Source organism: Burkholderia sp. Ax-1719 (assembly GCF_011753055.1).
Taxonomy (GTDB): Bacteria; Pseudomonadota; Gammaproteobacteria; order Burkholderiales; family Burkholderiaceae; genus Paraburkholderia.
This window is the reverse complement of sequence record NZ_VWWJ01000006.1, coordinates 343036-365672: the sequence shown is the minus strand read 5'-3', so window position 1 is coordinate 365672 and position 22637 is coordinate 343036. Positions and strand designations below refer to the sequence as shown.

Below are 22637 nucleotides of genomic sequence, written 5' to 3'. Positions count from 1 at the left end.
AAGTAGTAAGCGACACCTTGCCCAGGTGGCGGAATTGGTAGACGCACCAGGTTCAGGTCCTGGCGGTGGCAACACTGTGGAGGTTCGAGTCCTCTCTTGGGCACCAAGATTCATGAAAAAAGCCAGCTTCTAGCTGGCTTTTTTCATTTCCCGGCATTGTTTTGCGCATTTCGCAATTCGTTTCGTTCGCAACAACGTCGGGAATGACAAAGGTCCGGCAAAGTATCAACGCTTTGCCGGACCTTTGCTTTTCATTGCCGCATTTTTGGGCCCTCATCGAGTCCTTCTCTCTCACGATTGAACCTGGCGAAACCCAGTTTTTGCGCGATGTGAAGATTTTTTGAAAAAAGCTATTGACAGCTTCTACAGATGCGCTAGAATCTCGTTCTCTGCTGCACGACACAGCGCAGCAGTAAGTAGTAAGCGACACCTTGCCCAGGTGGCGGAATTGGTAGACGCACCAGGTTCAGGTCCTGGCGGTGGCAACACTGTGGAGGTTCGAGTCCTCTCTTGGGCACCAAGATTCATGAAAAAAGCCAGCTTCTAGCTGGCTTTTTTCATTTCTGCTTCAAATCCCCTTCCCTCACATCCGCTCTGACTTCTCTGCGCACCGCGAAGCGTTATATCCTCACGGATACATTGCTACGAAATGAACGGAGACCGGATGGAAATCGTCGTCATCGCCGCGATCGTTGCGGTGGGCTTCGGTGCAGCGGCGACCTGGTTGATTGCGACCCGCCTGCCCCTTGAGTGGATGGAGCGCGGCCAGAACGAAGGCCGCTTCGCTTCGCCCATCGACACTGCCAGCCCTCGCGAATCCGATTTCCGTCGTCAGCAGGCCGGCATGGACACCCGACGCGTACGCCGCGCGCGCATCCGCGCCAACTCACCTGCAACCAGACGACGCTCCTATTCCCCCGATCCCAGCGGCGCGGCGTTGAAGGCCGGTTCAGGATGCAGTTCAGCCGGCGCCGACTGAAAAATCCACTTCCGCCGCATCGGCTGCAAAACGACCTTCGCACACACGCCCGCCATCATCGCGATGCAAGCCGCGAATTCGAACACGCTATTCCAGCCACCATGCAACGCGAGCAGCGTTGCCACGGGTACGAGCAGCGCGGCCGTGCCCTTCGCCGTATAAAGCGTGCCCGCGTTACCAGCCGCGTAACGTGCACCGAACGTATCGGCGCAAGTGGCCGGGAAGTTGGAAAAGATATCGCCGTAGAACAGAAAGACGAGCCCGGAAAACAGCATGAACAGATACGGATCGTGCCCGAAGTACCGCAGCCCCAGCAGCGCGAGTCCTTCGCCGAGAAACGTCATGAACATCGTGTTCTCGCGTCCGATGCGATCCGAAATCAAGCCGCACAGCGGCCGCGTAAAGCCATTGCAGAGATTGTTGATCGACAGCGTCATCGTCAGCAGCGGTAGCGACACGCTCATGAACGCCACGGGCATCGCGGCGAAACCATAGGACTTCGCAATCGGCCCAATCTGCGCCGTGGCGATAATGCCGCCCGTCGCTACGCAGACGAACATCGCATACATCACCCAGAACAGCGGCGCGCGCACCATCTGCTGCGTGGTGTAATCGGTTTTCGTCGCGACGACGCGCTTCACGCGCGCCGCATGCGCAGGCGGCTTCGGGCGCACCATCACGAGCGCAAGCGCCAGGATCAAAACGCCTTGCAGGAGTCCGAAGAAAACGAACGCGGCTTCATAGCCCGCATGCTGGATCATGCGCGAGATGGGAATCACCGTGAGCGCCGCGCCCGCGCCGAAGCCCGCTGCCGTCATCCCCGCCGCCAGGCCGCGGCGGTCCGGAAACCACTTCAGCGCAGTGCCTACGCAGGTGCCATACACGCAACCCGCGCCAATACCTGAAATCACGGCGGCCACGTAAAGCACCGGCAGCACAGGCGCCCACGCATCGAGCAGCCAGCCGAGCGCCACGCAGCACGCGCCGCCCATCACCACGGGACGCGGCCCAAAGCGGTCCACCAGCCAGCCCTCGACCGGCACGAGCCAGGTCTCGGTGACGATGAACAGCGAGAACGCCAGCTGGATCGCGGCTTGCCCCCAATGGTGACGAGCATCCATCGGCACGACGAAAAGCGTCCACGCGTACTGCAGATTGGCGACCAGGCCCATGCAGGCGATGCCCGCGGCGAGCTGCACCCAGCGGTTATGGCGTCGCGCCGTATAGACGACGTCGATGCGATCGGTGTGTGACACGGTTGTCTCTCTCCATTCGTCGACGCTCGGTGCGTCTTTAATCGGTATGAAGCAACAGCTAAGGTCATCAGGCCGTTTCGAGCTGCCTGAGCAGCGCATCGACGCTGCCCTTCGCGTCGCCGAACAACATTCGTGTGTTGTCCTTATAGAAAAGCGGATTGTCCACGCCTGCATAACCCGTTGCCATGCTGCGCTTGGACACCACCACCGTGCGCGCCTTCCACACTTCGAGCACTGGCATGCCGGCAATCGGACTGGCGGCGTCTTCCTGTGCGCCCGGATTGACGATATCGTTCGCGCCGATCACGAGCACGACGTCGGTATTCGTGAAGTCTTCGTTGATCTCGTCCATTTCGAGCACGATGTCATAGGGGACTTTGGCTTCGGCGAGCAGCACGTTCATGTGCCCCGGCAAGCGCCCCGCCACCGGATGGATGCCGAAGCGCACCCGCACGCCCTGGGCACGCAAGCGGCGCGTGATTTCGCTGATGGTGCCTTGCGCCTGCGCCACCGCCATGCCATACCCCGGCACGATCACGACTTCGGCGGCGTCGCGCAGCAGGGTGCCAACTTCGTCCACCGTCGTCGCCACCACTTCGCCTTCGGGCGCGGCGCTCGCGGCGGCAGTGACCGCGCCAAAGCCGCCCAGGATCACCGAAACGAAACTGCGGTTCATCGCCCGGCACATGATGTAGCTGAGAATCGCGCCGCTTGAACCGACCAGTGCGCCCGTCGTCACCAGCAGATCGTTGTCGAGCATGAAGCCGGTCGCAGCAGCCGCCCAGCCGGAGTAGCTGTTGAGCATCGAAACGACCACCGGCATATCGGCGCCGCCGATCGCCATCACCAGATGCACGCCCAGCACCGCTGCAATCGCGCACATGACGCTGAGCGCCATCAGCGCCTGCCCCTCATCCGTCGCGCCGATGAACACGTAGCCCAGCACGACACAGAACACGAGCGCCGCGGCATTCATCAGATGCCGTGCCGGCAGCATGAGCGGTTTGCCGCTGAGCGTGCCCTGCAACTTGAGAAACGCGACGATCGAACCCGTGAACGTAATCGTGCCGATAAACGCGCCGACATAGATCTCCGTATCGTGAATCGCGCGCTCGATTCCACTCGACGCCGACGCAGGCGACAGCGCATTGGCGAAAGCGATCAGCGTTGCGGCCAGGCCCACGAAACTATGCAGCACCGCGACGAGTTGCGGCATTTGCGTCATCTCTACGCGTTTGGCCAGCAGCGCACCGATGCCGCCGCCCACCAGCGCCGCACCGATAGCGACGCCCAGGCCCGCGCCACGCGTGACCAGCAGCGTGGCCAGCACGGCGATGGTCATTCCGCATACGCCGTAAATGTTGCCTCGTCGTGCACTTGCAGGATGACTCAGCCCGCGCAGACTGAGGATGAACAGCGTCGCTGCGCCCAGCCACGCCATATTGCCGATTCCGTTCAACATCACGTCTCCTCAGGTCCGTTGGAACATCTTCAGCATGCGCTGGGTGACGAGAAAGCCGCCGGCGATATTGATGGTCGCCACCACGAGAGCGACGCCTGCGAGGACGCTCACGAGCGCGTTGCCCCCTGCGGGATGGAGCAACGCGCCGATCACGATGATGCCGCTGATCGCGTTGGTCACGCTCATGAGCGGCGTGTGTAGCGCGGGCGTGACATTCCAGACCACCTGATAGCCGACGAACACAGCCAGCACGAACACCGTGAAGTGCGCGACGAAGGCAGGCGGCGCGACTGCGCCGAGCGCCAGCAACGACACTGCAATCAGCGCGAGCGCGAGAAGACCGCCAACGCCGCGGCGGTGCGCGTCTGTCGCCGCATCCTGTTCTGCATGGCTAGCGGATGCGTGCGGCACGGCAGGCGTCGCCGCTTCGTGTTTCGCAGAAGCAGGCGCTGCGGTCTGCACAGGCGGCGCGGGCCAGCACAACTCGCCATTGAGCATGACGGTGGTGCCGCGCTGCACGACATCGTTCATGTCGATTTTTAATTCGCCATCCTTATCGGTCGTGAAATCCGTCAACAGATGCCGAAGATTCGTGGCATAGAGCTGGCTCGACTGGTTCGCCATCCGGCTGGCCAGATCGGTAAAGCCGACAATCGTGACGCCATGCGCCCGCACCACCTCGCCCGCGCGCGTCAGCTCGCAATTGCCGCCCTGCTCCGCCGCCAGATCGACAATCACGCTGCCGTCGCGCAGGCACGCCACGGTCTGCGCATCGATCAGGCGCGGCGCGGGCTTGCCGGGTATCAGCGCGGTCGTGACGATGATGTCGACTTCGGCGGCCTGCGCCTTGAATAGCGCCATCTCCGCTTCGATGAACGCTGCGCTCATCTGCTTCGCGTAGCCACCTGCACCGTCGCCTTCTTCTTCGACTTCGACGGTAAGGAACTCCGCGCCCATGCTCTCGATCTGCTGCCCGACCTCGGGCCGCGTATCGAATGCGCGCACGATCGCCCCGAGCCCGCGCGCCGCGCCAATTGCCGCGAGGCCCGCAACGCCCGCGCCGATCACGAGCACTTTCGCGGGCGGCATCTTGCCCGCCGCCGTGATCTGCCCCGTGAAAACACGCCCAAAATATTGCGCCGCCTCCACCACCGCGCGATAGCCCGCCATATTCGCCATCGAACTCAGTGCATCGAGCTTCTGCGCGCGCGAGATGCGTGGCACACAATCCATCGCGAGCACCGTCGCACTGCGTGAAGCCAGCGCGTCGAGCAACGCGCCCTGCTGCGCGGGCCAGATGAAGCCGATCAATGTCGCGCCGTGTTTGAGGCGCTGAACCTCGTCGATCGACGGCGGACGCACCTTGAGCACGATATCCGCGCTGCTCCAGAGTTCGAGTGCGTCTTCGACGATGCAAGCGCCTGCCGCGCGATAAGCGTCGTCGCTATACGAAGCGCGCTCGCCCGCACCAACCTCCACTTCCACCACGTAGCCAAGCTTGAGCAGTTGCGCCACGCTTTCCGGCGTGGCGGCCACGCGCCGCTCGTCCTCGAATGTTTCGCGCGGTATCGCGATGGTCATTGCCATGCCGACTGTCTCCTGATCGTTGTGTTCTATGTGGACTGCAATGGCGCAATTCAATCAGGACTGCTGGGCTTGCACCTGAGCTTGCACTTGAGCCTGAGCCTGAGCTTCGAGTTCAGTGATGCGCTTGCGGAGATTGCGATCCTCCAGGAAGCGCGCAGTCTCGTCGCGGATCACCGCAACGATGCCGTTCAGCGCGCCTTGCGAGTCATGCAGCAGCGCGACGGTAAAGGCGATCGAGAGCGCACGCCCGCTCTTGTCGACGGCTGGCACACGCAATACATCGTTGCCATAGCGGGTTTGTCCCGTCGCCATGGTCTGGTGATAGCCCTCCCAGTGTCGTCCGCGCAGCCGCTCCGGAATGATGAGGTCGAGCGTCTTGCCCAGCGCCTCGTCGCGCGAGTAGCCGAACATGCGCGTCGCAGCGGGATTCCAGAAGGTGATGTCACCTGCGGCATCGGAGATGACGATGGCATCGCCGATGGCGTCGGCAAGCTGGGCAAAATCGATAACAGATGACATGGCGTTGACCGTGTGGGGAACAGGTTCTGGCGGCAGCGGGATGATGCACAGGCCGACAGGCCCGCGCATCATCCGCCACTCCTTCGTAACGACGCAGCTACCTGCAAACCGTCAAACCGCGCGCACCTCATGCAAGGCGGCGATCTGCTGCGGCGTGTAGCCAAGATCGGCGAGCACTTCGTCCGTGTGTTCGCCCAGCAACGGAGACCCCTTGATTTCCGGGCGCAGATCCGAAAATTTGATCGGGCTGCCCACGGTCAGATATGAACCGCGCTCCTTATGCGGCACTTCGACAATCGTGCCGCTCGCGCGCAACGAAGGATCGTTCGCCAGCTCCTTCATGCTCAGCACCGGTGCGCACGGAATATCGAATTTGCGCAGGATATCCACGGCCTCATACTTGGTCTTGTCGGCCAGCCAGGCTTCGATGGTCGCAAAAATATCGAAGATGTGCGGCTGACGCGCCTGCGCCGTCTTGTATTCCGGATCGTCGATCCACTCCGGCTTGCCGAGTGCGTGACAGATCGGCTCCCAGGCGTGCCCCTGCACCGTGAAGTAGATATACGCGTTCGGATCGTTTTCCCAGCCCTTGCATTTGAGCACCCAGCCCGGCTGACCACCGCCGCCCGCATTGCCGCCGCGCGGCACCACATCGCTGAAGCTGCCATGCGGATACTGTGGGTACTCCTCAAGATAGCCGACGCGATCGAGCCGCTGCTGATCGCGCAGCTTCACGCGGCACAGGTTGATCACGCTGTCCTGCATCGAAACCGCCACCTTTTGGCCCTTGCCGGTTTTATCGCGGCCGATCAGCGCCGTCAAAATGCCGATCGCCAGATGCATGCCGGTATTGCTGTCGCCCAGCGCCGCCGCGCTCACCGTGGGCGGGCCGTCCCAGAAGCCCGTGGTGGATGCTGCGCCGCCCGCGCATTGGGCGACGTTCTCGTACACCTTGAGATCGTCGTAATGATGGCCTTCGCTAAAGCCCTTCACGGAAGCCACGATCATCTTCGGATTGAGTTCGTTGATGCGTTCCCACGTAAAACCCATGCGATCGAGCGCGCCAGGGCCGAAGTTTTCGACCATCACGTCCGACTCGCGAATCAGCTTTTCCAGCACTTCCTTGCCTTCGGGCTTCTTGGTGTCGAGTGTGAGCGAGCGCTTGTTGCTGTTGAGCATCGTGAAATACAACGCGTCCACTTCGGGGATGTCGCGCAGTTGCGAACGCGTGACGTCGCCCGCACCCGGCCGCTCGACCTTGATAACGTCTGCGCCAAACCACGCAAGCAGTTGCGTGCAGGCCGGCCCAGCCTGAACATGCGTGAAGTCGATGATCTTGATGCCGTCGAGGGGATTGCTCATGACCTTATCTCCTGGAATGTCTGAAATGTCGGGTTTGCCGGATCGAATGCAGGTGGACGTTTATTTCTTCATGGCCGCGCTTTGCGGATTCAGATTCGTGAGACGCCCGCTTTCCGTACCGGCGGTCTCGTCGATCACCGCATTAATCAGCGTGGGCTTGCCGGAAGCGATGGCGTCAAGCAACGCCTGCGTCAATTCTTCGGGCGTGGTTGCGTGATGGCCCACGCCGCCGAAGGCCTCGATCATCTTGTCGTAGCGCGCGCCCTTCACGAACACCGTGGGCGCCACATCAGCGCCGCCGCTGGGGTTCACGTCCGTGCCGCGATAAACGCCGTTGTTATTGAAGACGATCGTGCAGACCGGCAGGTTGTAGCGGCAGATGGTTTCCAGTTCCATGCCGCTAAAGCCGAATGCGCTGTCGCCTTCGATCGCCACCACCTGCGTACCGCTCGTCACCGCCGCGCCGATTGCGAAGCCCATGCCGATACCCATGATTCCCCACGTCCCGGAATCGAAGCGCTTGCGCGGCTGGGCCATATCGATGATGCTGCGCGCGTAGTCGAGCGTATTCGCGCCTTCGTTCACCACGTTGATGTCCGGACGCGTTTTGAGCACGTCGCGGATTGCGCGCAGCGCGCTGTGGAAATTCATGGGCGACGGATTCTTGTCGAGCGTCGCGGCCATCTTCGCGAGGTTCGCGTTCTTGCGCTGCGCAATCGCATCGAGCCATTCCGCGGGCGGCTGCGGGAATCCGCTACCGATGCCTGCAACCAGCGCTTCCACACAGGAACCGATATCGCCGATCAGCGGCGCTTCAATCGCCACATTGCTATCGATTTCCGTGGGCGCGATATCGATCTGCACGAAGCGCTTGGGCGTGGGCGCGCCCCACGTCTTGCCCTTTCCGTGCGCGAGCAGCCAGTTCAGCCGCGCGCCGATCAGCACCACCGCGTCGGCCTCTGCCAGCACGTATGAGCGTGCCGCCGAAGCCGATTGCGCATGCGTGTCCGGCAACAAGCCTTTCGCCATCGACATCGGCAGATAGGGGATGCCGCTCTTTTCAACCAGTTCGCGGATCTGCGCGTCGGCCTGGGCGTAGGCCGCGCCCTTGCCGAGCAGGATCAACGGTCGCTTCGCATTCCTTATTACATCGAGCGCGCGTTGAACCGCGTCGGGCGCCGGTATCTGTCGCGGGGCGGCGTCCACGACCTTGACGAGCGATTCGCGCCCCTTTGCGGCGTCGATAGTCTGCGCGAGCAATTTGGCTGGCAGATCGAGATACACGCCGCCGGGCCGGCCCGAAAGCGCGGCACGAATCGCGCGCGCCACGCCGATACCGATATCCTCCGCGTGCAGCACGCGATACGCAGCCTTTGCATAGGGCCTGGCGGCGTTCAACTGATCCATTTCTTCGTAATCGCCCTGCTGCAGATCGACGATTTCACGCTCGCTCGACCCGCTGATGAGGATCATCGGAAAGCAATTGGTCGTGGCATTCGCGAGCGCGGTGAGACCGTTGAGGAAGCCCGGTGCGGAAACGGTCAGGCAGATGCCGGGCTTCTTCGTCATATAGCCCGCCACGGCAGCCGCGTTGCCCGCATTCTGCTCATGGCGAAAGCCGATGAAACGCATCCCCTCTGCCTGCGCGAGGCGTGCGAGGTCGGTAATGGGAATACCCACCAGGCCGAAAATCGTGTCGATATCGTTGAGCTTGAGCGCGTCGATGACGAGATGAAAGCCGTCCGTCGTCGCCTGCTCGTCCTGCGCGGAATCGTTGCGCGCGTCGTTGATGCCTGCTTCTGCCATGACGTCTCCTCTTTGGCGGGGCGTTATGCGGGTCGCTGCGTGGGATGCCTGCGATCCGTGATATACAATATTCCACACACTATATTAGTCAAGACGTTTTTCCGTCCCGATCCAGCACATTGCTATTACCTGCTTTATTGATACGGAGTCCAAACCATATGGCGAGCCATCGCGCGACGATTGATACGAAAAACGTCTCAACGTATCGCGTTCATGCTTCGCGCCACTGAACGCTGCCTGGCGCGATCAATCGAGAAAATCGCAATGCGCTTCCACGAACAGCGCAAGGTCGATCGAATGCTGCCGCACGAGACGTTCGACGCGTTCCGTATCGCGTGCTTCGAGCGCTTCGATAATGCACATGTGATCGACGATGGATCGCTCCGCACGATCGCTCTGCGCAATCGTCATCCGGCGAATCGCACGCACATGCATGAAAATGTTCTTGATGGTGTCGACGATGATGGGCGATTGCGACAACTCCACCAGCGCCTGGTGAAACATGATGTTCGCTTCGGAGTACTCTTCAATATGCTCGGCGGGCGCGTGCTCGCCAAAATCCGCGAACATGCGGCGCAACCGGGCAATATCGTCATCTGAGGCTCGCTGGGTCGCAAGGCGCGCCGCGATACTCTCCAGCGCCGCCCACATATAGATCATCTCGACGATCTCCTTGCGCGTCTTGCGCAGGATGTAGACGCCGCGCCGCGGCACCGTGCGCAGAAACCCCTCCTGTTCCAGCAAGGTCATCGCTTCGCGTACCGGCGTACGGCTCACGCCCAGCTTTTCCGTCAGTTCCTTCTCGTCGAGACGAATTTCGTCTCGCGAGCGGTAGATATCGGTTTCGGCAATCGCCTGCTTCAATTTCGCGTAGGCCTGGTCGCGCAGCGAAACCGTGGCGTGGATAGGTTCGAGCGTCAGGAACAACGGTGACGCTCCAGCTTCGTCTTGCGTTTCGGCGGACATCGGTGACGGATCTCCAACGTGCGGTTTGGCCGGCGCTGCTGGCGAATTCGATATGTAAAATACGATATATCAGCAATCCACTCGGCACAAAGCGGGGTTTACGCGCACGTCGCACGCGCTTCCGAGATTTCATAGCCAATGATTTATGAATATCGAAAAAAACTTTAACTATCGTTTATTCATTCGGGCTTCTACGCTGGGTTCACGCCACTCTTCATCAGCACCCGGAGAAACGTCATGAGCCAGCCGACCGCAGCCCCCCACTCCATCGAACTCGAGCCGCACACCCATGCGCAGTTGTGCGCATTCAATTCGGCTTTCGCCGAACTCGGTTTGCGATTTCGCTGGGATAAGGCGACGCTGCATGCACTGGCGTCAATCGAAGGCGAAGCGGCGCGGCTGGCCGCCTACATCGAGACGCACCACGCGCATTTGCTGAAGGCCTATAGCATCGACTTTCTGTGCGAGGCGATTCTCGGGCGCAAGAACGCGCAGGCCCCGGGCGTATGGACGCCCGCGCAGACAACGCAGCACACCGCAGCCAGGCAGCCGACGCAGGAGCAGGAACCACGCAGTGGATGGGACTGGAGCGAGCCAGGGCTGCCGGCGCTGGCCGGCGCCTGACGCGCGGAGGAGATTCAAATCGGGAGCAGACGAAAAACGTCTTGATCGGCGGCGCTCGCGCAAACGAGGCCGCCGTTGTCACTGCACGAATCAGCGCAACACGACTCAGCGCGCAGCGGCTTCGTCTTCCTGAAGCTTGCGCCACAGGATCTTGCCGCTACCCGACTTGGGCAGCGTATCGACGAACTGCACGATACGCGGCGCCTTGTAGGCCGCCATGTTTTCGTGCGCCCATTTGATGATGTCGTCTTCGTTCACGGTGCCCAGTTGTTGCGGATCGAGCACGACTACGGCCTTGACGGTCTCGCCGCGCTTTGCGTCCTGCGTGCCGATCACACACACTTCCTTGATCGCCGGATGGCGATACATGAGCGCCTCGACCTCGGCTGGCCAGACCTTGTAGCCCGACGCGTTGATCATGCGTTTGAGGCGGTCGGTCATGAAGTAATAGCCGTCCGCATCGCGCCGCACCAGATCGCCGGTACGCAGGAATCGCTTGCCGTCACGCACGATGAAGGCTTCGTTCGTGGCCTTGGCGTTGCCCCAATAACCCTGCATCACCTGCGGCGCGCTCATGATGAGTTCGCCCGCCTCGCCTTCGGCGACTTCTTCGAGCGTAATCGGATCGACGATGCGCGCATCGACGTCGAATACCGGAATGCCCAGGCATTGCGGCTTCGGATTTTGCGGCGGATTGATATGGGTGGCGGCCATGGTCTCCGACATGCCATAACCTTCGACGAATTCAAGGCCCGTGAGATCGCGTAGTTTCTTGACCACGGCATCCGGCATCGTCGCGCCGCCGCCGCGCATCCACGCGAGGCTCGACAGATCGTATTCGCCGATACGTGGATTCGAAATGAAGTCGACCACCATCGTCGAGATCGCCTGCCAGCCGTTGATGCGATAGTGCTCGATCGCGCGCGCCGCGACGTCGCGGTCCCAGCGCGGCAGGATCACGACCGTCGAGCCGTTGTAGAGCGGGCTGTTCATACCGCCCTGCATGCCCGTGACATGGAACATCGGCAGCACCGACAACTGTACGGCATCCTGATTACTGCCGAACCAGTTGCAGCCGCCCACCGCCGTGCACATGACGCTGCGATGCGTATGCATGCAGCCCTTGGGCTTGCCGGTCGTACCCGAGGTATAGGGCATGACACAGAGATCGTCCGGCCCAGCGGTGAGCGGGCCCGGCGCGAGATTCGCCGCCAGCACGTCGGCCCAATGTGCAACGCCCGGACCCTCCACATGACGCGGCGCGCTTACGAATTCGGGCGGCGTAGCAAATGGCTCGCGTTTCAGATAATCGCTATACGTCGCCACCAGCAGATGACGCAAGCCCGGCCCGCCCTTCCCGCTCTTCCCACTGTCATCCTCACCCACCAGCGGCGCGATGCGCGGGTAAAGCTCCTGCGTGACGAATGCCGTGGTCGCGCCGCTGTCTTCCACGTAGTGTTCGAGTTCGTCCGAGAGATTCATCGGATTGACGGGCACGACTACGGCGTTGGCGCGCAGGATGCCGTAATAGGCAATCACCCATTGAGGGCTGTTCTGCATATACAGCAACACGCGGTCGCCCGCTTTCACGCCGCATTCGGTTTGCAGATAACCGGCCACGCGCTCCGCTTCGTCCTTGAATTGCGCGAAGGTGACCGGCGTGTCGTAGAAAATGATGAAGGGTTTGTCGGGAAAACGCGCGGCGGAGACTTCGGCGTTATAGAACAGGTTCGTGGCGGGAATGCTCAGGTTCGGCGAAAGTTGCGCGGGCCAGAAAGGTGAGCTTTTGGCCGGACTTCTGGCCGATACAGCGACGGCAGACGTGGACATGGCGGGTTCCGTCTCGTGGATAGCGCGCCGCCACGAGCGGCGCGCGGGTCGTGCAATCGGCTTCACGGCGCAGGGCTGCGCCGCGAGCCATCCATGATGCTTCGGTGTGCGATTTAAATAGCGGTCGTGTGCAGACCGCTATCAGACAATGCTCGCGCCGCCGTCGATGGCCAGATACTGGCCGGTAATATGGCGCGACGCACCGCTGGCAAGAAACACCACGGCGCCCTTCAGATCGCTCTCGTCGCCCAGCCGCTGCAGCGGCGTGTGATCGATCACGCTCTGACCGAGCTTGTCGAGCAGGCCCGCTGCCATTTTCGTCGGGAAAAAACCCGGGCAGATCGCATTCACGTTGATGCCGTATTTGCCCCATTCCGCGGCAAGCGCGCGCGTGAAGTTGATCGCTGCCGCTTTCGAGGTGTTATAGGCAATGGTCTGCATCGGCCCGAGCGAGCCCTTGAGGCCCGCAATCGAGGCGATATTGATGATCTTGCCGCGCTTGCGGCCGATCATGCAGCGCTTGCCCACTTCACGCGCGAGAAAGAACGGCGCGTTGACGTTGAGGTTCATGACCTTGTGCCAGGCCTCGTCGGGATAGTCCTCGGCGGGGGCGCCCCATGTGGCGCCCGCGTTGTTGATGAGAATATCGATCTGGCCGCACGCCGCCAGCGTTTCGTCGACCAGCTTCACGGCCGCGTCTGGGCGCTGCAGATCGCTCACGATCGTCATCGCCTCGATGCCGAGCGCCTGCAGGTGCTTCTGCGCCTCGGCAAGTTCATCGGCTTTGCGCGCGGAGATCACCACGCGCGCGCCCATTTCGCCTAGCGCCTCGGCCATCTGCAAGCCGAGCCCACGCGAGCCGCCCGTGATGAGCGCCACCTGCCCCTTCAATTCGAACAATTCCCTGACCTGCATGCTTGCGTCTCCTTGATGTCTGCGTGATTTCTACGTGGCGTATCTGGCGTTCTGCCGGGGCCGCGCAGCGGCCCGCCTCCTGGTTCTGCTGACTCTTTACTTGTCCATGCATGCCCGTCATCTGTTCCGCATAGCGAAACCAACGAGATCGAGGCCGATTCTAGCCACTCCGGAACGTGAAGTGAATCAGGAAAAGCACGGTCGTTCATTATCAGTGAAAGTGTGAGAGGCGTGCTGCGAATTGCGCAGGGAGCGCGGTGAATTCGACACCAGGCAGGGCTCAAGGCGGCAGCATTTCAAGACGATTTAGGACGACTCCGATATCGGCGCCTCCGACGTCTCGATAAGATTTTTCTCATATCTAAACAGTCACTTAGGCGCCAGATCATGAGTCCCCATCCCGAACACCGCCTGCTCGAATCCTTTGTCGCCCACGCCCGCCAGCCGGCCGACCCGCAACCGCTCCAGCAGATCTGCGAAGCACTGGTTGGCGTGCGGCGCGACGAGCAAATGCTTCCCTGGGCCGAAAAAGGCCTGGCGCTCGAACCGCACAGCCGCACGTTCGTGCACGCCCGCGCCCGCGCCTTACGGCTGCTCGGGCGCCATGCTCAGGCGGCGCAGACCTGGATGGACCATGCCGCGCTGGACTGGTCGCCCCTCTTCTATCTTGGACGCCTGGGCCGCGATCTGTACCTGGACGGCAACGTCGAACTTGCTATCGCCGTGCTGAACCAGGCCTTGCAGCAACCGGAAGGCGAGACCCATCCCGACAAACTGCGCGCCCGCAAATGGCTGGCCGAAGCCATGCTCAGCACTGGCGACGCCAACGGCTTCACGCATTGGCTCTGGCGCAACTGTGGCGATAGCGGCAACTATCGTCACGACGCCGTGCCGATGTGGAATGGCCAACGCGACCTGCGCGGCGAGCGCGTGCTCGTGACCCATCAGATGGGTTATGGCGACCAGTTCATGCTGTTTGGGAGCTTGCGCCACTGGCGGGCGGCGGGCGCGGAAATCATGGTGACCTGCGATCTGGCGATCCACAGCCTGATTGAAGCCTCCTTGCCGGACTGCCGGGTGGTGGCGTGCAACCGGCCGCTCGATATGTTCGCGCCGTACGGCGAGGCACTGCTCCCCGCGATCCATGCGTTTGCGCCGACCATGCAGGCCACCCTGCTCCACCTGCCGATGCTCACCATGCGTGACGCGCCGAAACCCGCACCGTATTTCCCCGCCTTCCTGCAAGCGCCCGCCGCCCAGCGCGAATGCGCTGCTGCCTGGGCGCACACGTTGCGCGCGCAGCAAGGCGGCAAGAAACTGGTTGGCCTGTTCTGGGATTGCGCGCAGCGTCACGAAACGACGATGCGCAGCAAGGAGCGAAGCTGGGCCGGACTGCGCAGCCTGCCGCTCGACACGCTGGAACGTCTCACGCTCAATCCGGAAATCGCGAATCGCATCCAGTTCGTGAGCCTGCATCACCCGTCGGCGGAGATGAAATGCGGCTCGCCGCGCGGCAACGTTGCGCATTACGGGCCGGGCATCGCGAGCTTCGCGGACACGGCCGCCTGCATCGAACAGCTTGACGCCGTGCTGAGCGTGGACTCAGGCATCGCCAATCTCGCCGCCATGGCCGGCAAGCCTACCGCCGTACTCGTCAATCCCACCGGCGAATGGCGCTGGGGCCGTCATAGCGCGCGCTCGCCGTGGATGGAATCGGCGCACGTATTGCGGCAAACGACCATGGGCGACTGGGATGGCGTGATCGAACTCGCCGCCAGCTGGCTTGCGCAGCGAAGCTGATTGGCCAGTTCGCCAAGGCTTGCCAATCAATCAGTATCGCGAATCAAATATCCCTTTGCCGATCTGCACGACATTCATATTCGGCTTCATTGTAATTACATTTAAATTACATTTAAAACAAAAAGCTTTCTTCTGATATGCCCCGATAAAACCCGCTCTTAGGGTTTAGTCCGGTTGCGCCCGGTATTCATGCAAATGTTTAATGCCGGGCGTACACTCGTACGAAGCTCGCAGCGCGGGGCTCAGCGGGCCACCTGCACCATGCCGGGAGACAGACAGGTGCGGGTTTTACAGGAGAAAAAAGACATGAGCTGGACGCGAGAGCAGAAAAACGTCACGATCGCGGCGTATCTGGGGTGGACGCTGGACGCCTTCGATTTCTTTCTAATGGTTTTCGTTCTGAAAGATATCGCCACTGAATTCAATACGAAAATTCCTGCCGTCGCCTTTGCCATTACGCTGACATTGGCGATGCGCCCGATTGGCGCGCTGATATTCGGCCGGCTCGCCGACCGCTATGGCCGCCGTCCCACGCTGATGGTCAACATCGCGTGCTACTCGTTGCTCGAACTGCTCACCGGTTTCTCCCCCAACCTCACCACCTTTATCGTCCTGCGCGCACTGTTTGGCGTGGCGATGGGCGGCGAATGGGGCGTGGGTTCCGCGCTGACGATGGAAACCATTCCGCCCAAGGCGCGCGGCTTCGTTTCGGGACTGCTGCAGGCGGGCTATCCGAGCGGCTATCTGCTGGCCTCGGTGGTGTTCGGCGTGCTCTATCAGCACGTTGGATGGCGCGGCATGTTTTTCATTGGCGTGCTCCCGGCGCTGCTCGTGCTCTACGTGCGCTCCCATGTGCCTGAATCGCCGGCCTGGAAAGAAATGGAGAAGCGCGCCCGCCCGAGTCTGCTGTCGACGCTCAAGCACAACGCGGCGCTGTCGATCTATGCAATCGTGCTGATGACGGCATTCAACTTCTTCTCGCACGGCACCCAGGATCTGTATCCGACCTTCCTGCGCGAGCAACATCACTTCGACCCGCATACGGTCTCGCTCATCACCATCGTGCTGAATATCGGTGCAATCGTTGGCGGCCTGTTCTTCGGCTCGATTTCCGAAAAGATCGGCCGCCGCAAGGCCATCTGCATCGCCGCGCTGATTGCGCTGCCGGTGCTGCCGCTGTGGGCCTTCTCTGCGACGCCGGTGATGCTCGCGCTCGGCGCGTTCCTCATGCAGATTTCGGTGCAAGGCGCGTGGGGCGTGATCCCCGTGCACCTCAACGAAATCTCGCCTGACGAAGTGCGCGCGACGTTCCCCGGCCTCGTGTATCAGCTCGGCAATCTGTTCGCCTCCGTGAACGCGACGCTGCAGGCATCGCTTGCCGAAACGCACGACCAGAATTACGGCATGGCGATGGCCATCGTCGCCGGCACGGTGGCCGTGGTGATTTCGGTGCTGATCCTGTTCAGCCGCGAGCGCCGCGGCATCGACATGACGCAGACCGCAAAGGCCGTGACCAGCTAAGATCGGCTAGCGGTTCAAACCGCCGACAAGGGCCGTGCCGGGTTGAGTCCCGCACGGCCCTTGGTCTTTTGCACGCTGCGTGTAGCACTGAGGCGGCAGGGAAACTCCGTCTGCCCAGCCAGCGCCGCGCAGTGCATGATAGTCGCGCCGCGCGCGAGTTCGCTTTCCGATGCGCTTCGATGCGCATCAATGCGCATCGACGCCCGCCGCGGCCAAGGACCACGCCCGCCCGGAGAACCATAATGAGCGAATCGCCGCAACCGCACCGGCCCGAACCGCAGCTCGCCACCGCAACGGCCACGGCCGCAACCGCGGCCCCGAACACGGACGGCGTCTGGTACGCCTCCTATCCGCCCGGCGTGCCGCATGAAGTCGACACCGCGCAATACGCCTCGCTCGTGCAGTTCTTCGACGACTGCACCGCGCGCTTTCGCGAGCGCGTCGCCTACGTGAGCGCCGGCTCGCCGATGACTTACGGCGCACTCGCGCGCAAGGCCACCGCCTTCGCCTCGTGGCTGCAAGGCGCGGGCGTGCAGCCGGGCGACCGCGTGGCGATCATGCTGCCGAACACGCTCCAGTATCCGGTGGCGTTGTTTGGCGCACTCAAGGCGGGCGCCATCGTTGTCAATGTCAATCCGCTCTACACCGCGCGCGAGCTTGCGCATCAGCTCAAGGACAGCGGCGCGCAAACCATCGTCGTGTTCGAGAGCTTCGCGAAGACGCTCGAAGATGCCCTGCCCGGCACCGCCATCGAGCGCATCGTCCTCACGCAACTCGGCGATCTGCTTGGCGAGGGTATCAATCTCAAGGGCCGATTCATCAACTTCATGCTGCGTCACGTGAAGAAGATGGTGCCCGCCTACCGGCTGCCGCAAGCGCTGCGTCTGCTCGACGTGCTGGAGCAAGGCGCCCGTGCGCCGCGTGCGCCGGCAAGCGCCCAGCGCGACGATCTCGCCTTCCTGCAGTACACGGGCGGCACCACTGGCGTCGCCAAAGGCGCGATGCTCACGCATGGCACCATCCTCGCGAACGTGCTGCAGGCCAAGGCATGGGTCGCAGGACAGCTTGACAGCGAAGGCGCCGAAACCGTGCTCACGCCGCTGCCGCTTTATCACATCTATTCGCTCACCATCAATGCGCTGATTTTCATGGCGCTGGGCGGCCGCAATATCCTGATCGCCAATCCGCGCGACACGAAGCGCGTGATGAAGATCCTGCGCCACGAGACCTTCAGTTGCATCAGCGCGGTCAACACGCTCTATAACGCGTTTCTCGACAGCGAGGAATTCCGCCAGCGCGACTTCTCCGGCCTCAAGCTCGCTATGGCGGGCGGCATGGCCACGCAGAAAGCCATTGCCGAGCGCTTCAAGTCCGTCACCGGCAAGCCGATCGTCGAAGGCTACGGCCTGACCGAATGCTCGCCAATCGTCACGCTCAACCCCGTCGACATCGGGCATCTTGCCGATTTTGAAGGCTCGATCGGCCTGCCCGCGCCCTCGACCCAGGTGCGCCTGCGCCGCGACGACGGCTCGTGGGCGGACCTCGGCGAGCCGGGCGAATTGTGCGTGAAAGGCCCACAGGTGATGCGCGGCTACTGGAATCGTCCCGATGAAACGGCGCGCGTGTTCGTGGACGATGGCTGGCTCGCGACTGGCGATATCGGCGTGATGGATACGCGCGGCTATATCCGCCTGATCGACCGCAAGAAGGACATGATCCTCGTTTCGGGCTTCAACGTGTATCCGAATGAAATCGAGGACGTGATCGCGCAGCATCCGGGCGTGCGTGAAGTGGCGGCGATCGGCATCCCCGACGCCGTGCAGGGCGAACGCGTGAAGGTCTTCGTGGTGCGGCGCGATGCCGCGCTGACCGAGGACGCGTTGATCCAGTTCTGCCGCCAGCAACTCACGGGCTACAAGGTGCCGCGCATCGTCGAGTTTCGTGAGGCGTTGCCGCAGAGCAATATCGGCAAGATCTTGCGCCGCGAGTTGCGCGACGAGGAGATCAGAAAAATGGAGAAGTCGGCGGCTAATCAGGATCGCTAAGGTTTACATCATCGATCACGATGAAACCATGCGGCCTGGCGAGCCGTTCGAGCACGAAGCGATCCGAGGCGCGCAACGCGCACAGCGCAACCGTCGGCGTGTCTGCGCGAGCCGGGAATGCCGCCAGGTGCGCATGCCACAGCATGCCGATATCGTCACCGGCAAGGTCGCGCAGCGACAACGTGGCGATCCCGGCGCGCGCCGCATGGTGCGCGAGCGCGAGGCCTTCGGCCAGCGCGCTATCGTAAAGCGCAACGCGCGCTGGCGCGGCGGGCAGCGGCGTGAGGACCGTGAGGGGCACTGCCGCCGCGCCTAAGGATTTCAAAAAGCTCCGCCGCTTCATCGTTCATCCCGCTGTTGAAAGGCCACCTGCGCCTCACGTATAGCCGCGCTGGTCGCGCCACGCCGCCGGCCACACCCCCTGCTTGCCAGGAGCCAGCACACCCTGCGGATCGAGTGCATCCTTGACGGTTTGCGCGAGGCGCAGCAGCGCGCCGTCGTTGAAGTTGTATTGCGCCGCCGCGTAGTCCATATAAAGCAGATGCGAGCGATAAACGCCGTAGCCCGCCGCGCGCGCGTCGCTCATCAGCGCGCGCAGCAAATCGCCGGCACGCGCCGCCTGCTGGGCGTCGGTACGCACGAAGATCGCGGCGAACACATGATGCAGGGCGCGCCCCGCGGCCGTGAAGCCGCCGTAGTAATCGAAGCCGTATTCCGCCGCGCGCGCCTTCACGAGGCTGTACTGGCGCAAGGCGTCGCGGCCATCGGCCGGACACAGCGGCGAGAAGTCCACATGCGCGCCCTCGCCGCCGCGCCAGTCGAGCATGCGAAACGCACTCATCGTCGGAATGCCTGCCATGTTGCGGTCGCCGCCGCCTTGCGGTTCCTCGCTGCCGCTGTAGCGTTTCGCCATCGCGCGCGAATTCGCGACCGGCGCAAACGCGTGCTCGACGATGCGCTGCTGCACGTCGATCACTTCCGGCTCGCCATACAGCGCGTAGTGCAGATTCCAGCGCCCGATTCCCAAGTCCCGCTGCATGACTTCAATGGCGGCTTCCGGCATCGGCCCGTCGCCCGCATACCAGCGCGAGCGCGGCGCGATGCCCGCCGCGCGCCGGATCGCGCCTTCGATTACCGCGTGCTGGACAATCGTGCCGCGCAATTGCAGCGTGCGCAGCGTATCGACGATGACACCGAGATCGTCCTCGCGCCCAAACTGGATTTCACCGATCACATAGGCCGTGGGCGCGGGCATCAACCACAGCCCCATCTTCGTGACGATGCCGTAGTTGGACTGCGTGAACAGCGCATCGAACGACGGCCCGTAACCCGCCTTGTAGAGCGGCCACGACGAGCCCGCGACCACACCGGCGTCGAGCGCGCCCATGCCGGTGCGCACCACCTCGCCGTTCGCGAGCACGACCTCCATGCCGCACTGCGCCGCCGCGTGATCGCCGTAAGCCGTGTAGCCAAAGCCGCGCTCCAGCGTATTGCCGATCACGCTACCCCAGCCCGCTGCGGGCGGATCGACCCAGAGCTTCAGGCCGCGCTCGCGCAGATGAGCGTACAGATCGAAATAGCTCACGCCCGGTTCGACGAGCGCCCAGGCCAGTTTTTCGTCGACATCGAGGATGCGGTTCAGCCGTTGCAGATCGAGCACCACCGAGCCGGCCAGACGCGGCGCGGCACCGCCATACGCGAAGTTGCGGCCGGTGGACACGGTCCAGAGCGGCACGCGGGCCGCATTGGCGACGCGCAGGATCGCGCGGATTTCGTCGAGTCCGGCGGGCAACAGCGCCGCCGAAGGAGCGAACGCGCGCCCGGCGTCTGTCGGGGCAACTGGCGCGAAAGGATCGAAGTATGGCGCGAGCGCAGCGCCGCCGCGGCACACATTGGGCGCGCCGACGATCGATTCGAACGCGGCGAGCACGCGCGAAAACCGCGCTGCGCTCATGCCTGGCGGCAATACGGGATCGGTGTTCATCGTGACATCAAACGCTCCAGCGAGCGCGTCCTCACCACTGCGCCGAGGTGCCCCCGAGCGTGCCGCAGACTTCATACGCAATCTTGCGAAGACGCCCTTCGGAGTCCGGGCCTGACAGCGCGTATCCCATGCGATCCGTGCTCCAGTAGAAGGTGCGGCGGCTGCCGTCGCGCAGCAGATGCACGGCGTCACGCTCGCGCCCCGACTCGCTGACGTAAAGCGTCAGACGCTCGCCCGCCTCGTTCTGGTACATGAACTGCGCCGCCGGTCCGGCCGCGCCAGGCAGCAGCCGACCGCCCACCAGCGTGTAACCATATTCGCCAAGCGGCGGAATCGACAGAGGGCGGCCCAGCCGCTTCGAAAGCCACGCGACGAGATGCGCCTCGTCGGCTGCGCCCACTTCCACCGGATGGCGCACTTCGGGCGAATACACGGCGTAAGCGACATCGGCTCTATGCGCGAAGTTTTCCGCTTCGCTCGTGCTGCTCGCAACCTGCGCGCTGTCCTGCCCCGCACCCTGCGGCAGCCCGTGCGGCAGCATCGACGCAGCCGCCACCGCGAAGCCCGCGCCCGCCACGGCCCACGCCGCCGCGAGTCCCGCGCGATGCCACCACGGATCACGCCGACGCAGCACCACCCAGGCTGGCACGGCCGCTTCTTCGCCCACGCCGCTCAGCGCCTGCAGCGCGGCCTTTTGCGCGCGATACGCATCGACGCGGCGAGCCGCGTGTTCATCGGCGTGCAGACGCGCTTGCAGGGCGGCGTGCGTGTCATCCGGCAGTTCGCCGTCCACGAAGGCGCCCAGCGCCGCGAGGTCCGCCAGATCCTCTTGCGGCACAGCCGAAGGCGCGCCGCGTACGCGTTCGAGATCGTCGTCGTTCATCGCGTCGTCCCCATTGCCTTGCCATCGGCTTTGCCTGCGGTTTTGCCGACGACGCGCAGCGGCGTGGCATGCCGCGTTCCGTCCTGGGCCGCTTGCGTCAAGTGATGCGTGGGCTGCTGTGTCGACGGTTGCGTCGAATCGCGGTCGAGCAGCGCGCGCAGATGTTCGCGCGCACGCGCAAGCCTCGACATCACCGTGCCCGTGGGCACGCCCAGCACCGCCGACGCTTCCTGATAACTCAGCTCCTCCACGCACACCAGCAGCAACACTTCCCGCTGCGCCGCGGGCAGTTGATAGAGCGCGCGCTGCAGATCGCGCAGCACGAGACCGTCCACCTCGCCATGCGGCGCTTCCAGCGTGCGCCAGGGCGCGCTTTCGTCGTCGACGGCGAACTCGCGGCGTCCGCGCAACTGGTCGATATAGATGTTGCGCAGGATCGTCAGCAGCCATGCGCGCAGATTGCTGTCGGGCCGGAACGAGGACGCCCGCGACAGTGCGCGCTCGGCCGCGTCCTGCACGAGGTCGTCGGCCCAGGCGGCGTCGCCCGTGAGCGTGCGTGCGTAGCGGCGCATGCGCGGCAACTGCGCGACCACTTGCGCTTCGAATTGCGGCGAAGGACGGCCGAACACGATGCGCGCCGTTCAGTAGCCACCGGACGACGAACCGCCCGAGCTGCCGGACGCACTATTCGACGCGCCGCTGCCAGCGTTCATGTCGCTGCAGGCGGCGAGCCCCGCGCCAGACACCGCAGTCAACGCGAAACAGAGGGCAACGGCGAGCACACTGCGCACACTACGAATACGCTTCATGATGATCTCCCGCCCAGCCAGTCATGCCGATACCGCATCGGCGCGAATGCCTGGGATAGCGAATTGCCGGTTTGCCGATACACCTCGCAACGGGCCGCGAAGCGAACATCGGCAACGTGCATCGACACAGTGTTAAACGGCACCCACGGTCCGCTTATTCCCGCTTCCCGCAACCGGCGCGAAGATTTTTCCATCCCGGCCCGCGCGTGCGCCGCCGAACGGTTTGCCCGCGCATCAACCGGCAACATCGAGATTAAGGGGCGCGAAGATACGTAACAAACTGCAACAC

The 22637-nt window shown here is 63.0% G+C and carries 19 protein-coding genes and 2 tRNA genes; 7 read left to right on the top strand and 14 right to left on the bottom strand.

Annotated features, from left to right (window positions below; translation table 11 throughout):
* Positions 1–19 precede the first annotated feature (19 nt).
* The 3 genes from F3J17_RS15025 (at position 20) to F3J17_RS15015 (ending at position 979) form a co-directional block, all read left to right on the top strand.
* Positions 20–106 (top strand) — tRNA-Leu (locus F3J17_RS15025).
* Positions 107–433: 327 nt separating this feature from the next.
* A tRNA-Leu gene (locus tag F3J17_RS15020) sits at positions 434–520 on the top strand.
* A gap of 144 nt (positions 521–664) precedes the next feature.
* Entirely contained in the window at positions 665–979 is a 315-nt protein-coding gene (locus F3J17_RS15015; protein ID WP_167059682.1) for a hypothetical protein, read from the top strand.
* On the opposite strand, the gene oxlT is transcribed toward F3J17_RS15015, so the two are convergent.
* The 7 genes from oxlT to F3J17_RS14980 form a co-directional block, all read right to left on the bottom strand.
* On the bottom strand, positions 910–2235 hold the full coding sequence (oxlT, locus tag F3J17_RS15010; protein ID WP_345891194.1) for an oxalate/formate MFS antiporter: 1326 nt from the start codon (positions 2233–2235) through the stop codon (positions 910–912). The two genes, F3J17_RS15015 and oxlT, sit on opposite strands and share 70 nt — an antisense overlap.
* A gap of 67 nt (positions 2236–2302) precedes the next feature.
* Positions 2303–3697, bottom strand: coding sequence for an NAD(P)(+) transhydrogenase (Re/Si-specific) subunit beta (locus tag F3J17_RS15005; RefSeq protein ID WP_167059677.1), 1395 nt, complete (start codon positions 3695–3697; stop codon positions 2303–2305).
* Positions 3698–3706: 9 nt separating this feature from the next.
* On the bottom strand, positions 3707–5284 hold the full coding sequence (locus tag F3J17_RS15000; protein ID WP_167059673.1) for a Re/Si-specific NAD(P)(+) transhydrogenase subunit alpha: 1578 nt from the start codon (positions 5282–5284) through the stop codon (positions 3707–3709).
* A 54-nt stretch (positions 5285–5338) separates the two neighbouring features.
* A complete protein-coding gene (locus F3J17_RS14995; RefSeq protein ID WP_167059765.1) occupies positions 5339–5803 on the bottom strand; it encodes a PAS domain-containing protein in 465 nt (154 codons plus the stop codon).
* Positions 5804–5914: 111 nt separating this feature from the next.
* Positions 5915–7165, bottom strand: coding sequence for a formyl-CoA transferase (gene frc, locus F3J17_RS14990; protein WP_167059670.1), 1251 nt, complete (start codon positions 7163–7165; stop codon positions 5915–5917).
* 60 nt (positions 7166–7225) lie between these two features.
* A complete protein-coding gene (gene oxc / locus F3J17_RS14985; protein WP_167059667.1) occupies positions 7226–8971 on the bottom strand; it encodes an oxalyl-CoA decarboxylase in 1746 nt (581 codons plus the stop codon).
* Positions 8972–9217: 246 nt separating this feature from the next.
* Positions 9218–9937 (bottom strand): GntR family transcriptional regulator, encoded by a 720-nt coding sequence (locus F3J17_RS14980; RefSeq protein WP_167059664.1) that lies wholly within the window; start codon positions 9935–9937, stop codon positions 9218–9220.
* A gap of 237 nt (positions 9938–10174) precedes the next feature.
* Between F3J17_RS14980 and F3J17_RS14975 the strand changes: the two genes are divergently transcribed.
* A complete protein-coding gene (locus F3J17_RS14975; protein WP_167059661.1) occupies positions 10175–10561 on the top strand; it encodes a hypothetical protein in 387 nt (128 codons plus the stop codon).
* Between the two features lie 105 nt (positions 10562–10666).
* Here F3J17_RS14975 and F3J17_RS14970 read toward each other — a convergent pair whose 3' ends face one another.
* Both F3J17_RS14970 and F3J17_RS14965 read right to left on the bottom strand, forming a co-directional pair.
* Entirely contained in the window at positions 10667–12391 is a 1725-nt protein-coding gene (locus F3J17_RS14970; RefSeq protein WP_167059659.1) for a long-chain fatty acid--CoA ligase, read from the bottom strand.
* Between the two features lie 141 nt (positions 12392–12532).
* Positions 12533–13306 (bottom strand): SDR family oxidoreductase, encoded by a 774-nt coding sequence (locus tag F3J17_RS14965; protein WP_167059655.1) that lies wholly within the window; start codon positions 13304–13306, stop codon positions 12533–12535.
* 387 nt (positions 13307–13693) lie between these two features.
* On the opposite strand from F3J17_RS14965, the gene F3J17_RS14960 reads away from it, so the two are divergent.
* The 3 genes from F3J17_RS14960 (at position 13694) to F3J17_RS14950 (ending at position 18672) form a co-directional block, all read left to right on the top strand.
* Positions 13694–15106: a hypothetical protein gene (locus F3J17_RS14960; protein ID WP_240160980.1), complete on the top strand. Its 1413-nt coding sequence runs from the start codon at positions 13694–13696 to the stop codon at positions 15104–15106.
* Positions 15107–15412: 306 nt separating this feature from the next.
* On the top strand, positions 15413–16627 hold the full coding sequence (locus F3J17_RS14955; protein WP_167059652.1) for an MFS transporter: 1215 nt from the start codon (positions 15413–15415) through the stop codon (positions 16625–16627).
* A gap of 242 nt (positions 16628–16869) precedes the next feature.
* The gene (locus tag F3J17_RS14950; RefSeq protein ID WP_167059649.1) at positions 16870–18672 is read left to right on the top strand and encodes an AMP-binding protein; all 1803 of its coding nucleotides are present in this window, start codon (positions 16870–16872) and stop codon (positions 18670–18672) included.
* On the opposite strand, the gene F3J17_RS14945 is transcribed toward F3J17_RS14950, so the two are convergent.
* From F3J17_RS14945 to F3J17_RS14925, 5 genes are all read right to left on the bottom strand, one after another.
* Positions 18656–18973, bottom strand: a complete 318-nt coding sequence (locus F3J17_RS14945; RefSeq protein WP_167059646.1) for a hypothetical protein — start codon at positions 18971–18973, stop codon at positions 18656–18658. The genes F3J17_RS14950 and F3J17_RS14945 overlap by 17 nt on opposite strands.
* 75 nt (positions 18974–19048) lie before the next feature.
* Positions 19049–20656, bottom strand: coding sequence for an FAD-binding oxidoreductase (locus tag F3J17_RS14940; protein WP_167059643.1), 1608 nt, complete (start codon positions 20654–20656; stop codon positions 19049–19051).
* A gap of 31 nt (positions 20657–20687) precedes the next feature.
* Positions 20688–21539 (bottom strand): anti-sigma factor, encoded by an 852-nt coding sequence (locus tag F3J17_RS14935; RefSeq protein WP_167059640.1) that lies wholly within the window; start codon positions 21537–21539, stop codon positions 20688–20690.
* The gene (locus F3J17_RS14930) at positions 21536–22168 is read right to left on the bottom strand and encodes an RNA polymerase sigma factor (RefSeq protein ID WP_345891193.1); all 633 of its coding nucleotides are present in this window, start codon (positions 22166–22168) and stop codon (positions 21536–21538) included. The genes F3J17_RS14935 and F3J17_RS14930 overlap by 4 nt, the downstream gene beginning before the upstream one ends.
* 12 nt (positions 22169–22180) lie before the next feature.
* A complete protein-coding gene (locus F3J17_RS14925; protein WP_167058859.1) occupies positions 22181–22348 on the bottom strand; it encodes a hypothetical protein in 168 nt (55 codons plus the stop codon).
* Between the last annotated feature and the right edge of the window lie 289 nt (positions 22349–22637).

Excerpts from the sequence above, each read along its gene's own strand:
- frc (WP_167059670.1), bottom strand. The coding sequence starts at position 7,165 with ATGAGCAATCCCCTCGACGGCATCAAGATCATCGACTTCACGCATGTT.
- oxc (WP_167059667.1), bottom strand. The coding sequence starts at position 8,971 with ATGGCAGAAGCAGGCATCAACGACGCGCGCAACGATTCCGCGCAGGAC.
- F3J17_RS14960 (WP_240160980.1), top strand. The coding sequence starts at position 13,694 with ATGAGTCCCCATCCCGAACACCGCCTGCTCGAATCCTTTGTCGCCCAC.
- F3J17_RS14935 (WP_167059640.1), bottom strand. The coding sequence starts at position 21,539 with ATGAACGACGACGATCTCGAACGCGTACGCGGCGCGCCTTCGGCTGTG.
- F3J17_RS14955 (WP_167059652.1), top strand. The coding sequence starts at position 15,413 with ATGAGCTGGACGCGAGAGCAGAAAAACGTCACGATCGCGGCGTATCTG.
- F3J17_RS14950 (WP_167059649.1), top strand. The coding sequence starts at position 16,870 with ATGAGCGAATCGCCGCAACCGCACCGGCCCGAACCGCAGCTCGCCACC.
- F3J17_RS15015 (WP_167059682.1), top strand. The coding sequence starts at position 665 with ATGGAAATCGTCGTCATCGCCGCGATCGTTGCGGTGGGCTTCGGTGCA.
- F3J17_RS14940 (WP_167059643.1), bottom strand. The coding sequence starts at position 20,656 with ATGAACACCGATCCCGTATTGCCGCCAGGCATGAGCGCAGCGCGGTTT.
- F3J17_RS15000 (WP_167059673.1), bottom strand. The coding sequence starts at position 5,284 with ATGGCAATGACCATCGCGATACCGCGCGAAACATTCGAGGACGAGCGG.
- F3J17_RS14965 (WP_167059655.1), bottom strand. The coding sequence starts at position 13,306 with ATGCAGGTCAGGGAATTGTTCGAATTGAAGGGGCAGGTGGCGCTCATC.
- F3J17_RS14995 (WP_167059765.1), bottom strand. The coding sequence starts at position 5,803 with ATGTCATCTGTTATCGATTTTGCCCAGCTTGCCGACGCCATCGGCGAT.
- F3J17_RS14980 (WP_167059664.1), bottom strand. The coding sequence starts at position 9,937 with ATGTCCGCCGAAACGCAAGACGAAGCTGGAGCGTCACCGTTGTTCCTG.
- F3J17_RS14925 (WP_167058859.1), bottom strand. The coding sequence starts at position 22,348 with ATGAAGCGTATTCGTAGTGTGCGCAGTGTGCTCGCCGTTGCCCTCTGT.
- F3J17_RS14975 (WP_167059661.1), top strand. The coding sequence starts at position 10,175 with ATGAGCCAGCCGACCGCAGCCCCCCACTCCATCGAACTCGAGCCGCAC.
- F3J17_RS15005 (WP_167059677.1), bottom strand. The coding sequence starts at position 3,697 with ATGTTGAACGGAATCGGCAATATGGCGTGGCTGGGCGCAGCGACGCTG.
- F3J17_RS14970 (WP_167059659.1), bottom strand. The coding sequence starts at position 12,391 with ATGTCCACGTCTGCCGTCGCTGTATCGGCCAGAAGTCCGGCCAAAAGC.